We start from the raw sequence: 14093 nt of genomic DNA on the forward strand, positions 1-14093 counted from the left end.
GAATGCTTGGTTTGATGCAAGACTGGCCCCTGCTCTGCCACAGGATCATCGAACACGCCGCCAAGATTCATGGCAAGCAGGAGGTCGTGACGCGCTCGGTCGAGGGACCGATCCATCGCACCACCTATGCCGATATCCACAAGCGCGCGCTCAAGGTCTCGCAGATGCTGGAGCGCGACGGCATCAAGCTCGGCGACCGTGTCGCAACGATCGCCTGGAACACCTGGCGCCATCTTGAGGTCTGGTACGGCATCATGGGGATCGGCGCCATCTGCCATACCGTCAATCCCCGCCTTTTCCCCGAGCAGATCGCCTGGATCATCAACCATGCGCAGGACCGCATCGTGATGACCGATATCACGTTCATTCCGGTCCTGGAGAAGATCGCCGACAAGCTGACAAGCGTGGAACGCTATGTCGTGCTCACCGACAAGGCGCACATGCCGCAGACGACGCTGAAGAACGTGGTCGCCTACGAGGACTGGATTGCGGAGGCCGACGGCAAGTTTAAATGGAAGGACTTTGACGAGAACACGGCGGCCGCGATGTGCTACACATCGGGCACCACCGGCGATCCCAAAGGCGTGCTGTATTCGCATCGCTCCAACGTGCTGCACGCGCTGATGGCCAACAATGTCGACGCGCTCGGTACCAGCGCCTCCGAAACCATGCTTCCCGTGGTGCCGCTCTTCCACGCCAACAGCTGGGGCATCGCCTTCTCCGCGCCGTCGCAGGGCACCAAGCTCGTCATGCCCGGCGCCAAGCTCGACGGCGCCTCGGTCTATGAGCTGCTCTCGACCGAGAGGGTGACGCATACCGCCGGCGTGCCCACGGTGTGGCTGATGCTGCTCCAGCACATGACCGCGAACAATCTGAAGCTGCCGGACCTGAAGATGGTGATCTGCGGCGGCTCGGCGATGCCGCGTTCGATGATCAAGGCCTTCCTCGACATGGGCTCGAACGTCCGTCACGCCTGGGGCATGACCGAGATGAGCCCGATCGGCAGCGTCGCGGCGCTGAAGCCGCCGTTCCAGAATGCGACCGGCGAGGCGCGGCTCGACGTGCTCCAGATGCAGGGCTACGCGCCGTTCGCCGTCGAGATGAAGATCACCGACGATGCCGGCAAGGAACTGCCGTGGGACGGCACGACCTTCGGCCGCCTCAAGGTCGCCGGCCCGGCCGTCGCCAAGGCCTATTACCGGGTCGACGCCAACATTCTCGACGAGGACGGCTTCTTCGACACCGGCGACGTCGCGACCATCGACGAAGCCGGCTACATGCGGATCACCGACCGCTCCAAGGACGTGATCAAGTCCGGCGGCGAGTGGATTTCCTCGATCGAGCTGGAGAACCTCGCAGTCGGCCATCCCGCGGTGGCGGAAGCCGCCGTGATCGGCGTGTTCCATCCCAAATGGGACGAGCGTCCGCTGCTGATCGTGCAGCTGAAGCAGGGCCAGCAGGCCAGCCGCGAGGACATCCTGAAGTTCATGGATGGCAAGATCGCCAAATGGTGGATGCCCGACGACGTTGCCTTCGTCGACGGTATCCCCCACACGGCGACGGGCAAGATCCTGAAGACCGCGCTGCGCGATCAGTTTAGGGAATACCGCTTCCCGAACGCGGCGGCGTAGGCCATCTCGGACGTCGTGCCCGGGCTTCGTCCCGCCTGCGGGGCCAAAGCCCCTTCGGCGCGGCGACGGCCCGGACATCCGCGTCCTCATGGCAAAAAGACGTGAATGGCCGGTCAAGCCCGGCCATGACGATGCAGCCTTCTGCGGAACTCTTGAATTTGCCCGCGGGCCGTGGTCTCAACGGCCCATCGTCGTGCCAGATCGGCCGGCACCGTCCCCAAGATCCCGGCAGAGCTGACCCGATGGCCCGCAGGTTTTCCGCTCCCTACCAGTCGGAGCCCGTCTCCAGCCTCGCGAGCTGGGCGCGCAATCTGGCCGTGTTCGCCGTGGTGGCGGTGGTGGTCTCGATCATCATCGTCCGGTTCGGCTTCCTGGAGATGAAGCCGGCGCTCGCGACCTTCTTCGGCGGGCTCGGGATTGCCGCGCTCTCGATCCTGTTCGGGCTCGCCGGCTTCGCCGCGATCTGGCAGAACGGCTCGCGCGGCATGGCGCGCATCCTGCTTGCGTTCCTGATCGACGGCGCGATCCTCGCCTATCCCGCTTATCTCGGCCTGCAATACCGCAAGCTGCCGGCGATCCACGACATCACCACCGACCCGATCGACCCGCCGCGCTTCGACGCCCTGGCCCGCCTGCGCACCGGCGATGGTGCCAATACCGCTGTGTATGCCGGCCTCTATTCGGCCGAGCAGCAGCGTCAATTCTATCCCGATATCGAGCCGATCGAGCTCGAGATTTCAGTCGACCGCGCCTATGCGATCGCGCTTCAGCTGGTCAACAAGCGCAAATGGTTGATCATCGACGAGCGCGCGCCGCAGCCCCCGCGCCGCATCGGCCGCATCGAGGCGGTGGCGCGCTCACCGATCATGGGTTTCCGCGAGGACATCGCCATCCGGGTCGTGCCCGACGGCGAGGATTCCCGCGTCGATATCCGCTCCGCCTCGCGCTATTTCGAGAGCGACCTCGGCAGCAACGCCGCACGCGTGAAGAAATTCATCGACGATCTCAACACCGCCGCCGATGCCGACGCACTCAAGCCGGTGAAGAAGACGCCGGTGGCGCCGCCGAAGGCGCCGGCGAAGACGGTGAAGAAGTGACGGTAGGCTAAGCGTTCGCCATCCGATAGGTCCCGCCGATCACGGGATCGCCGTCCGTCGCCACCACGCCGCGGGCGACCAGGTCTTCCAGATGCGCCAGCACGGAGTAGCCCGCCGCCGTGGTGAGCCTCGGATCGATGCCGATATAGATCGCCCGGACCATGGTCGGGATGTCGGTCTCGCCCTTGGCAAGGCGGTGCAGGATGGAGGCCTCGCGCGCCTTGCGGTGACGGATCAGGAAGCGCACGAAGCGCGGACCGTCCGGAATTTCGGGGCCGTGACCGGAGAAATACACATCCTCCTCGCGCGCGGCGAGACGATCCAGCGATTCCATGTAGTCGATCATCGACCCGTCGGGCGGGGCCACGATCGAGGTCGACCACCCCATCACGTGATCGCCGACGAAGTTGAATTTTCGCTCGGACCAGGCAAAAGCGAGGTGATTGGCGGTATGGCCGGGTGTCGCCACGGCCTCGAGCCGCCAGCCATCTCCTTCGACCACGTCGCCATGGCCGATCCTGATATCGGGCGCGAAGTCGCGGTCGGCGCCGGATTCCGGGTTGTGCTTCTCGCTCTCGAAGCGCGGGCGCGAGGCGCGGTGCGGGCCTTCGGCGTAAACTGGCGCGCCGGTCGACCGCTTGATCCGCGCGGTGTTCGGCGAATGGTCGCGGTGGGTGTGGGTGACGAAGATATGGCTCACCGTCTCGCCGCTGACGGCATCGAGCAGCGCCGCCGCATGCGCCTCGTCGTCCGGACCGGGATCGATGATCGCGACGTTGCCCCGGCCCACGATGTAGCTGACCGTGCCGGTGAAAGTGAACGGACTCGGATTGTTACAGAGCACGCGCCGCACGCCGGGGCGGACTTCCTCGACGATGCCGGGCTTCAGCGGAAAGTCGCGGTTGAACGGGACGTCGTCGTTGTCGGACATGGCTTGCTCGTACCTTGCTGACTTCGTCATGCCCGGCCTCGTGCCGGGCATCCACGTTCTTCGCGTGGTCTAAGACGTGGATGGCCGGGACAAGCCCGGCCATGACGCGATTGGAGAGTTCAGTCGCATCCCACACTGGGGCGGTTTGCTCAGAAAAACGCCTGAATGCCCGTGATCGCGCGGCCCAGGATCAGGGCGTGGACGTCGTGGGTGCCCTCGTAGGTGTTGACGGTCTCGAGGTTATGGACGTGGCGCATCACGTGATACTCGATCGAGATGCCGTTGCCGCCGTGCATGTCGCGCGCGACGCGGGCGATGTCGAGCGCCTTGCCGCAATTGTTGCGCTTCATGATCGAGATCATCTCGGGAGCGAACTTGCCCTCGTCCATCAGGCGACCGACGCGCAGCGAGCCCTGAAGGCCCAGCGCGATCTCGGTCTGCATGTCCGCGAGCTTCTTCTGCACGAGCTGGGTCGCGGCGAGCGGCTTGCCGAACTGCTTGCGGTCGAGCGTATACTGGCGGGCGCGGTGCATGCAGTCCTCGGCCGCGCCGAGCACGCCCCAGGAAATGCCGTAGCGGGCGCGGTTGAGGCAGCCGAACGGGCCTTTCAGGCCGGAGACGTTGGGCAGCAGCGCGTCTTCCGGAACCACGACACCGTCCATCACGACCTCGCCGGTGATGGAGGCGCGAAGCGACAGCTTGCCGCCGATCTTCGGTGCCGACAGGCCCTTCATGCCCTTCTCCAGCACGAAGCCGCGGATCTGGTTGTCGTGCGCGGCCGACTTGGCCCAGACCACGAACACGTCGGCGATCGGCGCGTTCGAGATCCACATCTTGCTGCCGGTCAGGCGATAGCCGTCCGACACCTTCTCGGCGCGCGTTTTCATGCCGGCCGGATCGGAGCCGGCATCAGGCTCGGTCAGCCCGAAGCAGCCGACCCACTCGCCGCTGGCGAGCTTCGGCAGGTACTTCTTGCGCTGGTTCTCGTCGCCATAGGCGTAGATCGGATACATCACCAGCGAGGACTGCACCGAGTTCATCGAGCGGTAGCCGGAATCGACCCGCTCGATCTCGCGCGCGACCAGACCATAGGCGACATAGCCTGCATTGGCACAGCCATATTCCTCCGGCAACGTGATGCCGATCAGGCCGAGTTCGCCCATCTCGTTGAAGATCTCGCGATCCGTCTTCTCTTCGAGATAGGCCTTGGCGACGCGCGGCAGCAGCTTGTCCTGGGCGTAGGCGCGCGCGGTGTCGCGCACCATGCGCTCGTCTTCGGTGAGCTGCTCGTCGAGCAGGAACGGATCGTCCCACTGGAAAGAAGCCGAAGCCGGCTTGTCCTTGGCCTGAGGGCGCGCGGTCATGAAACGTCCTTTCGTCTGGTTCCGTCAAAATTTGCCCGACAAAGTAAAGCGCCGCGGCAACAAGTGCAATTGCGTTGCAGATGTACGGGTCTGCGTGATTCCCGGGGACCCGCGAGGCGCGCCTCGGGGGATGCGCTTCGCGCACCCCTGGATGACAGCGCTAGCTTTCGAGTAGCTCGTTGGCGACGATCTCGATGCCGAAGCCCGAAAGGCCCTTGTAGTCGTGCACCGAGGAGGTGAGATGCCGGATCGAGGTGACGCCGAGATCGCGCAGGATCTGTGCACCGACGCCGACTTCGCGCCACTGGCGGTTGCGGTCGGCCTCGGTCGCGCTCTCATCGGGCAGCGGCGCCACAGGGACACCGGCCGCACCGTCGCGCAGATAGACCAGAACGCCACGGCCCGATTTCTTGAAGTGCTCGAGCACCGCCGCCATGCGCTTGTGGCCGGTGAAGATGTCCTTGACGATGTTCGGCTTGTGAAAGCGTGTCAGGACGTTCTTGCCGTCGCCGACGCCGTTGTAGACGAAGGCGACATGGGCGATGGAATCGAACGGCGAGCGGTAGGCATAGCCCTGCAGCGGCCCGATCGGGCTCTCGGTGACGAAGGTCGAGACCCGCTCGATCAGTTTCTCGCGCACCTGGCGGTAGGCGATCATGTCGGCGATGGTGACGTGCTTGAGCTTGTGCTGGGCGGCGAAGCGGGCGACCTGCTCGCCCTTCATCACGCTGCCGTCGTCGTTCATCAACTCGCTGATGACGCCGACCGGCGGCAGGCCGGAGAGCTTGCACAGGTCGACCGCGGCCTCGGTATGGCCGGAGCGCAGCAGCACGCCGCCGTCCTTGGCGATCAGCGGGAAGATGTGACCGGGACGGGCGAAGTCGTTGGCGCCGGCATTGGGATTGGACAGCGCGCGGCAGCACGAGGCGCGCTCCTCGGCCGAGATGCCGGTGCCGCCGTCGGGCTTGTAGTCGATCGAGACCGTGAATGCGGTGGTGTGCGCTGAGTCGTTGTGGGCCACCATCGGATCGAGCCGCAGGCGGCGCGCATCTTCGCTGGTGATCGGGGCGCAAACGATGCCGGAGGTGTGGCGGATGATGAACGCCATCTTCTCGGCGGTGCAGAACGAGGCGGCGACGATCAGATCGCCCTCGCCCTCGCGGTCTTCGTCGTCGGTGACGACCACGAGCTCACCCCGGGCAAAGGCCTGCAAGACTTCCTGGACGTTATCCGGCATTTCCCAATCTCTATCGGTTATGGCCCGGAGGCTTAGCCGGACTTGAGCCGGGGCGCTAGTGTCCCCGGCGCAACCGCATATGCCGGACCGCAGCCCTGCCCGACGGGCGGCTCGCGTCGGGCCTAAGCCCGGTGAGAAGCCGGCCGGGAGCGGTCAGGGCAGCACTTCGCGCCGCTCGCCGAGCCGCTGATCGAGCTCGGCCCGCTTGTCGGCCAACAGGCCGGCCTGGGCGGCCTCGATCACCGTGAACAGCTCATGGGCGTCGCTGAGCCGGGTCACGGTGACATAGCTGGCGCCAGCCGCGTAGAGTTCGTCTACATCCGACAACAGATCGGCCGTGGCAATGATCATGGCGGTCGGGTTGAGGGTGCGGACGTGGCGGACCAGCTTCTCGTTGCTGGCACCCTTCAGAAGCGCATCCGGGACGCTGAGGATGATCATCTCGGATTTGCCGACGCCGGCATGGAGCAGCGTGTCGGCGCTGCTGATATCGCCATAGATCACGTGCAGGCCGCGCGACAGCAGCGTCTGGTACACATTGGGATTGAAGTCGATCACGGTGATCTGCTCGAGCAGCACCGGTGCCTGCCGCTCGATCTCGGCCAGCAGCGCGCTCGCCGCACGGAAAAAGCCGAGGATGACGATGCGGCGCGCCTCGCCATGGCCCTCGTGTCCTTCCTCGCCGTGGCCATTGCCGTGGTCGAGATCGCGCAGGCCGATCCGCTTCAGGGGACCGATCGCCCAGCGGGTGATCTCGTCGCTGCGGGTCATCACGAAGGTCGAGAGCACCGCCAGCACCACGAAGGCGAAGGAGGCCGCGTTCGCCGTCTGGGCTGCGATGTGGTGGTCGGCAACGCCGGTCTGGATCACCACCAGCGAGAACTCGGAGATCTGCGCGAGATTCAGGGCCGGCAACAGGCTGGCGCGCAGGCCCTGCTTCATCAGATAGAGCGGGACGAAGGTGGTCACGAGGCGGCTCACCACCGTGAACGCCGCGATCATCAGGGCAAGTCCGATCACGGAGAGGCCGGGCACGGGAATGGTCATGCCGAGCGCGACGAAGAACAGCGTGATGAAGAAATCGCGAAGCGTGGTGACCTTGGCCGTGACATCGAGCGCATAGGGAAAGGTCGAGAGCGAGACGCCGGCGATCAGGGCGCCCATCTCGCGCGACAGCGACAGCCGCTCGGCGGTCTCGGCGACCAGGAAGCACCAGGCGAGCGCGCCGAGCAGGATCAACTCGGGGCGGCGGGCGATCTGGTGAAACAGGCGCGGCAGCACGTAGCGGCTCACCAGCAGTGCCGCGGCGACCAGCACTGCGACCCGCCCGATCGAGAGCAGGATCACGCTGATTTCCAGATTGGCAAGGCTCGGCTGCACCGCCAGAAACAGGATGGCGAAGATGTCCTGGAGCACCAGCACGCCGAGGGTGATGCGGCCGGGCAGCGTGTCGAGCTCGCGCTTCTCGTAGAGCACCTTGACGATGATGACGGTGCTCGACAGCGCGCAGGCGACACAGAGGTAAACCGCATCGAACTGTCCGCCCCCGAGCGACAGGCCGATGCCGACGAAGAACAGCACCCCGAGCAGGCAGCCGCCGAGGAGCTGGCCGCCCGCCGCGAACAGGATGACCTTTCCGGCCCGCACGATCTTCTTCAGGTCGATCTCCAGGCCGATCATGAACAGCATGAAGATCAGGCCAAGCTCGGAGATGACGCTGATCGATTCCTGCGACTTGACCCAGCCGGCGCCAAATGGACCAATGCAGAAGCCGGCGATAAGATAGGCAAGGATCAGCGGTTGCCTGGAGAAGTGGGCAAGCAGGCCCAGCATCCAGGCAAACAGGATACAGAGAGTGATGTCGCGAATGAGCTCGTGCATGCCAGATTGGTCCGTTTTGCCGCACCCTAGTGATCGAGTGCGGTGCGGCAAGCAAGCAATTCGTCACATGCGGATGGGGCTCGCCACTGCACTGCTGCTATGCCCCCTCGCCTGCTCCGTGCCCGCAGCCGCTCAATCCAAGGTCAATATCGAACAAAACTTTGCAGATTCCCTCACCGCGCTGCCGAAAGAAGAACTCGCCGTCGCCGGCGGGTTCTACGTGCCCGCCTATTCCAGTGTCGCGATGAGCCAGGGCAAGCTGCGCGTCGACTTCTCGGTGACCTTGAGCGTGCACAACGCCTCCGAGACCCAGCCGCTGGTCGTCAAACGCATCGCCTATTTCGACACCGCAGGCAAGCAGGTCGAGAGCTATCTGAAGGCGCCCGTCGCGTTGAAGCCCCTCGCCACCGTCTCGATCTTCATTCCGACCGACGACGTACGCGGCGGGACCGGAGCCAATTTCCTGGTCGATTGGGCCGCAGCAAGCGAGATCGCCGAGCCTGCTGTCGAGGCCTTGATGGTTGGCGGCGTCGCCAATGCGGATTACGCTTTCATCAGCCAAGGCCGTCCGACCCGGACGGCCGGCAAGAACTAAGGCCGTCTGTCCGCCGGATGCGGGCAAAAGAAATAGGCATGGCCGACGCAACGCCGGCCGGCTCAAAAAGAAAACAACGAGGAACGCTCCCATGACGTCCAGCTTCGATTTTGCGCCCCTGTTTCCCGCAGGGCTGCCGGCCCCCTCTGCGCGCTGGACGGGCCTCGCCAAATACAGTTTTGTCGGCGGCAACAACGACTCCGAGCAGGTGCCGCTCGATGATCTGATCGAGGCGGCCAATCTGGCTCTGCAACGCGAAGGCCGCTCGCTCGCCACTTACGGGCTGGCACATGGTCCCCAGGGCTATCTGCCCTTGCGCGAATTCCTGGTGGCAAAACTCAAGCGCGATGCCGGCATCAACTGCACGGTCGACGATCTCCTGATCGTGTCCGGCTCGCTGCAGGCGCTCGACCTCGTCAACGCCACGCTGCTGACGCGCGGCGACACCGTGATCTTCGAGCAGGATAGCTATCAGGGCTCGCTGAACCGCCTGGCACGGCTCGGAGTCAACGTGATTGGCATTCCCCTCGACAACGACGGCATGCGCATGGACGTGCTGGCCACGACGCTGGCCGACCTCAAGGGCCGCGGCATCCGTCCGAAATACATCTACACCATTCCGACCGTGCAGAACCCGACCGGCAGCATCATGCCGGAGGGCCGCCGCACCGAGCTGTTGCGGCTGTCGGCAGACTACGGCGTGCCTGTTTTCGAGGACGATTGCTATGCCGATCTGGTCTGGTCGGGACAGCGGCCGCCGGCGATCCATGCGATGAGCCCGAACGGCGGCGTGATCCATATCGGCTCGTTCTCCAAGTCGATCGCGCCGGCGCTGCGCGTGGGCTTCATCGTCGCGCCCTGGGATGTGATGTCGCGGATGCTGGCGCTGAAGACGGACGCCGGCTCAGGCGCGCTGGAGCAGATGGTGCTCGCTGCCTATTGCAAGCCGCATTTTTCGACCCACGTGCCGGCACTGACGAAGGCGCTACGGACCAAGCTTGATACGCTGATGGAGGCCGTCAACGAGCAGTTCGGGACGGCCGCCGAGTTCGAGGAGCCCAAGGGCGGGATCTTCCTGTGGGTGAAGCTGCCCGATCAGGTGGATACGCTGAAGCTGTATCAGGCCGCGCTTGCCGCCGGCGTATCGATCAATCCCGGGCCGGAATGGTCGACTGACAAAAACCACTCCAGATCGCGACTGCGGCTGTGCTTTGCGAGCCCCTCGCATCAGCAGATCCGCGAGGGCGTCGCCGTGCTGGCCGAGGTCTGCCGCAGGGAGTTCGGCGTCCCGGCCCGCAGCGCCAATGTGGAGAAGCGAGCCTGAGCCTTCAGACGATCTGGGGCTGGCTGCCGTGGATCGCGGAGGCCAGCCGCAGCAGCAGCACGATCGAGACGTTGCCTTTGCCGGCCTCGATCTGGGCGATGTAGCGCTCGGATATCCCGGAGCGGCGGGCGAGCTCCCGCCGCGACAGGCCGCAGCGCATGCGCGAGGACTTCAAGCGGTCGCCCAGCTCGGCCAGAAACGCGCTCTCGGAATAAGGCGGCACGGCGCAGCTCCCCGGCAGCACCTCGCCTGCGAAATCCCTGACTTGATTCAGCATCGGTTTATCCAATTCCGCCTTGGGGAACGCCATCCTACCGGGGAAACGGACTGCCTCATTGACGCGGATCAAATTCGCGCGCGAATGGCGGTCAGCGTGGACGATGGCGCGCGGGATGCTACACTTCGGAATTCTTTGCAGGTGGGGCCTTTCAGGACATGAGACGTTGTTTGAGCCGCTCGATCGCGGCAGCAGCGCTGTGGGTTGCGTTCACGCCCGCGGCCGGTGCCGAGTCGCTTGCGGCGACCATCGAGCAATGGGGCCTGCTCGGCTCATGGGCGATCGATTGCGCGGCCCGGCCCGACCGCGATAAGGGAGCGCTCTTGACTTACGAGATCCGGAAGGACGGAAGGGTGATGTACCGGCGCAATTTCGGCGAGGCCAAGGACGAAAACGAAGTGGTATCGGCGATGGTCAGCGCCGACGGCCTGCTCAATGTGATGGTGTACTTCCCCTTGCTGCAGCAGACCCGCGAGTTCGGCCTCCTACTCTCGAAGCAAGGCAGCTTGCGCGCAATCTACAATCGCAGTGAGCGCGGCGAGTACACGATCAGGGACGGCAAATACGTCGCCACCGGCGCGCCAACACCTGCACAACAGCGCTGCGATTAACTCACCTGAACAGGCGTTCAGAATTCTCCTGCGATTCCTCCGGAACGTTCCCGCGAATGCGCCGTTTAGATTTGCATTCCATTGGAGGAGGACATCATGAAGAAGATTGGTTATGTGCTTGCCGCTGTCGGCGCGCTCGCGGTTGCATTGCCGACGCTCGCCAGCGCGGAGACGGTAGTGATCAAGCGCGGTGGTCATCATCACGGCATGTATGGCGCCCGCGCCGAATACGGCATGCATCGCGATCGCGGCTGGCATCGCGGCTGGCACCATCGCGACCGCGTCGTCGTGATCAAGCGTGGTCACCGTCATCATTGGGACTAATGCGCAACGCAATATGGAAATGGCCCTTCACGGGGCCATTTTCTTTGCGTGCCTTCTTCCTTCTCCCCTTGTGGGAGAAGGTGGCGCGAAGCGCCGGATGAGGGGTATCCCTCGGCGAATTCAAACTGACAAATGTGCGCGCGGAGAGAGACCCCGCACCAGTCTCGCCGCTGCGCGGCGAGCCACCCTCTCCCACAAGGGGAGAGGGTCCGGCGGTGCGGCCCAGCGTCGACTCTCAGTCCCATGCCGGTGCGAAGCCGGGATTGACGCAGCGCCTGTCCTTCGGCAGCGCGGCGACCTTGTTGCGGTCGGCATCGTCGAGCGTGATCTTCAGCGCGTCGAGATTGGCCTGCTGGCTCTCTCGGCGCGAGGCTTTCGGGATCGCGGCCACACCGTCCTGGTCCAGCAGCCATTTCAGCGCGACCTGCGCCGCAGTTGCATTATGCTTGGCGCCGATCTCGGCCAGCACCTCATCTGACGCGATGCGTCCCTGCGCCAGCGGGCAATAGGCGACCAGCGGGATCGACTTGGCGTTGAGATAGGCCAGCACCTTCGATTGATCGAGCAGGGCGTGGTATTCGATCTGATTGCATGCGATCGGCGCCTTGATGTCCTCGACCGCGATCTTCAGCAGCGCCGTGGTGAAATTGGCGACCCCGATCGCCCGCGTCCGCCCCTCCTGCTTCAGCGTCATCAAGATCTCGAACACAGCACCCCAGTTCGCCGCCTTGGACGGCCAGTGCACGAGATAGAGGTCGACATGGTCAAGCCTGAGCTTGGTCAGGCTGGCGTCGAAAGAGCGGCGGATGGCGTCGGGGCTGAGGTTCTCGTGCCAGACTTTCGTCGTGACGTGCAGCTCGCCCCGCGGCAGCCGGGCCGCGGCGAGCGCCGCGCCGATCGGTTCTTCGTTGCCGTACATCTCGGCGGTATCGATATGGCGATAGCCGATCGACAGTGCGCTCTCGACCGCCGCGCGGCAGGTATCGCCCTGCATGCGGAAGGTCCCGAGGCCGAGCTTGGGCATGCTGATGCCCTGTGTCTTGAGATTATCCATGAACAAGTTCCTGACATCGTTCGGCCCGCCGGAGGCCAGCAGCGATGCTGCGTGAGCAGACTCTTCGGGGATGGAAAAGAGGTGGCGGGAGCGGACAGCATAGTGCGGCAGACGCACGGCGGCCAATCAAGATCGGGTTAGGTGCTTCCTCACCGTCCCCCGGCTTACGGTTTCTTGACCGCGGGCCTACGGTTTTGCAACGTGCCGGATGACGGCTCGGAGCTGACCTAGTGCTTCCAGTTGCAGATGCCGCCGCTGCGGCACGGCCAGGTCTGGATGCGGGTGTCCATCGCCTGCGCGTCGAGCGGATTGCCGTGGCGATGCGCGAGCTTGGTGCGTGCCGCGCCGCGTGGCTGCGCGGGCTTGACGTGCGCGACCTTCGGCTCCGACACGCGCACGCGTTCGGCGGCGACCTTCTTCGGCACGTCGACCGGCTCGGCGCGCGCCTGCGCCTCGTTGCCACCGCGCGCCTCCAGCGCGACAGGCGCGAACCGGGTTTCGGGCCCGAGCCGCTTGGGCGACAACACCGCCTTCGAAAGATCGAGGCCGAGATAGTCGTCGGGCTTGTAGTCGTCAGCGCGCGCAACGCCGCCCCATGCGAGCACGAGGGCAACGGCCATTGCAAAAGGAGCGCTCTTCAGAATCACGGACGCCTCCTGAAATTGATTGTTAAGAGGTAATTTACCTCTATTTAGGAGGCGTCGCGCGCAATTCCAGCGGTCAGCTGCCGCCGTGGTTAAGAAGTTTGGCGGTGTCAGGCGACCTTTCGCGGTGCACCCGTCTCTTCAAGAAACCCCATTAGACGGGTACGGATGATGGTTTCCGCCTCAGCCATGATCCTGTCGACGAGTTCCTTGCAGGTGGGGATGTCGTGGATGAGGCCTGCGACCATTCCGCAGCTCCAGGCGCCGGCGTCCATCTGCCCGTCCAGCATGATCCTGGGATAGACGCCCGCGACCTGGTCGTGGATGTCGTCGATCTTCAGCTTGTCGCCCTTCTCGCGTTCAATCTCGAGCAGGCGGTCGACATTGGCGTTCTTCAGCACGCGCTCGGTGTTGCGCAGGCTCCGCATGATGAGGCGGGTGTCGAGCTCGGTCGCGGCGACCAGCGCGTTCTTGACGTTCTGATGCACCGGCGCTTCGCTGGTGGCGATGAAGCGCGTGCCCATGTTCATGCCGGCCGCCCCCAGCGACAGCGCCGCGACGAGGCTGCGGCCGTCGGCCATGCCGCCGGACGCGACGAACGGAATCTTCAATTCCTCCGCCGCGCGCGGCAGCAGAATCATGTTGGGAATGTCGTCCTCGCCGGGATGGCCGCCGCACTCGAAGCCGTCGACGCTGACGGCGTCGCATCCGATGCGCTCGGCCTTCAGGGAGTGGCGCACCGAGGTGCATTTGTGGATGACCTTGATCCCGGCAGCCTTCAGCGCCGGCATGTAGGCTTCCGGGCTGCGGCCGGCGGTCTCCACGGACTTGATGCCGCCTTCGACGATGGCGGCGATGTATTCCGGATAAGGCGGCGCGGCGAAGGTCGGCAGGAAAGTGAGGTTCACGCCGAACGGCTTGTCGGTCATATCGCGGCAGCGTGCGATCTCTTTTGCCAGCAGCTCCGGCGTCTTCTGCGTGAGACCGGTGATGATGCCGAGTCCGCCGGCATTGGAGACGGCAGCCGCCAGCTCGGCAAAGCCGACGAAATGCATGCCGCCCTGGATGATGGGGTGCTCGATGCCGAACAGTTCGGTGATCGCGGTCTTCACTTAAACTACCT

The 14093-nt window shown here is 64.6% G+C and carries 14 protein-coding genes; 6 read left to right on the forward strand and 8 right to left on the reverse strand.

The features are described 5' to 3' along the window. Positions 1-2 precede the first annotated feature (2 nt). Both BcanWU425_RS29300 and BcanWU425_RS29305 read left to right on the forward strand, forming a co-directional pair. On the forward strand, positions 3-1631 hold the full coding sequence (locus BcanWU425_RS29300) for a fatty-acid--CoA ligase (protein WP_085352551.1): 1629 nt from the start codon (positions 3-5) through the stop codon (positions 1629-1631). A gap of 242 nt (positions 1632-1873) precedes the next feature. Then, the gene (locus BcanWU425_RS29305) at positions 1874-2728 is read left to right on the forward strand and encodes a DUF1499 domain-containing protein (RefSeq protein ID WP_085352553.1); all 855 of its coding nucleotides are present in this window, start codon (positions 1874-1876) and stop codon (positions 2726-2728) included. 7 nt (positions 2729-2735) lie between these two features. Here the strand turns inward: BcanWU425_RS29305 and BcanWU425_RS29310 are convergent, their stop codons facing one another. The 4 genes from BcanWU425_RS29310 to BcanWU425_RS29325 form a co-directional block, all read right to left on the reverse strand. After that, complete coding sequence (locus tag BcanWU425_RS29310) at positions 2736-3659, reverse strand: MBL fold metallo-hydrolase (protein ID WP_204513888.1); 924 nt, start codon at positions 3657-3659, stop codon at positions 2736-2738. Between the two features lie 149 nt (positions 3660-3808). Next, positions 3809-5023 carry an acyl-CoA dehydrogenase gene (locus BcanWU425_RS29315; RefSeq protein ID WP_007594720.1) on the reverse strand — a complete coding sequence of 405 codons (1215 nt, stop codon included), beginning with the start codon at positions 5021-5023 and terminating at the stop codon, positions 3809-3811. 160 nt (positions 5024-5183) lie between these two features. Beyond that, positions 5184-6260, reverse strand: coding sequence for a 3,4-dihydroxy-2-butanone-4-phosphate synthase (gene ribB / locus BcanWU425_RS29320; protein WP_018456228.1), 1077 nt, complete (start codon positions 6258-6260; stop codon positions 5184-5186). A gap of 153 nt (positions 6261-6413) precedes the next feature. After that, the gene (locus BcanWU425_RS29325; RefSeq protein ID WP_085352555.1) at positions 6414-8141 is read right to left on the reverse strand and encodes a cation:proton antiporter; all 1728 of its coding nucleotides are present in this window, start codon (positions 8139-8141) and stop codon (positions 6414-6416) included. Between the two features lie 67 nt (positions 8142-8208). Between BcanWU425_RS29325 and BcanWU425_RS29330 the strand changes: the two genes are divergently transcribed. After that, complete coding sequence (locus tag BcanWU425_RS29330; protein WP_231188774.1) at positions 8209-8736, forward strand: DUF3124 domain-containing protein; 528 nt, start codon at positions 8209-8211, stop codon at positions 8734-8736. 91 nt (positions 8737-8827) lie between these two features. Further along, the gene (locus BcanWU425_RS29335) at positions 8828-10060 is read left to right on the forward strand and encodes an aminotransferase-like domain-containing protein (protein ID WP_204513886.1); all 1233 of its coding nucleotides are present in this window, start codon (positions 8828-8830) and stop codon (positions 10058-10060) included. A 4-nt stretch (positions 10061-10064) separates the two neighbouring features. Here the strand turns inward: BcanWU425_RS29335 and BcanWU425_RS29340 are convergent, their stop codons facing one another. Then, a complete protein-coding gene (locus tag BcanWU425_RS29340; protein ID WP_204513885.1) occupies positions 10065-10337 on the reverse strand; it encodes a helix-turn-helix domain-containing protein in 273 nt (90 codons plus the stop codon). A 158-nt stretch (positions 10338-10495) separates the two neighbouring features. Here BcanWU425_RS29340 and BcanWU425_RS29345 point away from each other — a divergent pair, with 158 nt between their 5' ends. Together BcanWU425_RS29345 and BcanWU425_RS29350 are read left to right on the forward strand one after the other, a co-directional pair. Further along, positions 10496-10948, forward strand: a complete 453-nt coding sequence (locus BcanWU425_RS29345; RefSeq protein ID WP_204513884.1) for a hypothetical protein — start codon at positions 10496-10498, stop codon at positions 10946-10948. 96 nt (positions 10949-11044) lie between these two features. Next, positions 11045-11272: a hypothetical protein gene (locus BcanWU425_RS29350; RefSeq protein WP_204513883.1), complete on the forward strand. Its 228-nt coding sequence runs from the start codon at positions 11045-11047 to the stop codon at positions 11270-11272. 235 nt (positions 11273-11507) lie between these two features. On the opposite strand, the gene BcanWU425_RS29355 is transcribed toward BcanWU425_RS29350, so the two are convergent. The 3 genes from BcanWU425_RS29355 to BcanWU425_RS29365 all read right to left on the reverse strand — a co-directional run bounded on the left by BcanWU425_RS29355 (position 11508) and on the right by BcanWU425_RS29365 (position 14082). Then, positions 11508-12326, reverse strand: a complete 819-nt coding sequence (locus tag BcanWU425_RS29355) for an aldo/keto reductase (protein ID WP_204513882.1) — start codon at positions 12324-12326, stop codon at positions 11508-11510. A 227-nt stretch (positions 12327-12553) separates the two neighbouring features. Further along, complete coding sequence (locus BcanWU425_RS29360) at positions 12554-12973, reverse strand: hypothetical protein (RefSeq protein WP_026233109.1); 420 nt, start codon at positions 12971-12973, stop codon at positions 12554-12556. 107 nt (positions 12974-13080) lie between these two features. Beyond that, positions 13081-14082, reverse strand: coding sequence for an NAD(P)H-dependent flavin oxidoreductase (locus BcanWU425_RS29365; RefSeq protein WP_085361362.1), 1002 nt, complete (start codon positions 14080-14082; stop codon positions 13081-13083). Positions 14083-14093: the final 11 nt, after the last annotated feature.

This window comes from Bradyrhizobium sp. WU425 (assembly GCF_021052305.1).
Classification (GTDB): domain Bacteria; phylum Pseudomonadota; class Alphaproteobacteria; order Rhizobiales; family Xanthobacteraceae; genus Bradyrhizobium; species Bradyrhizobium canariense_D.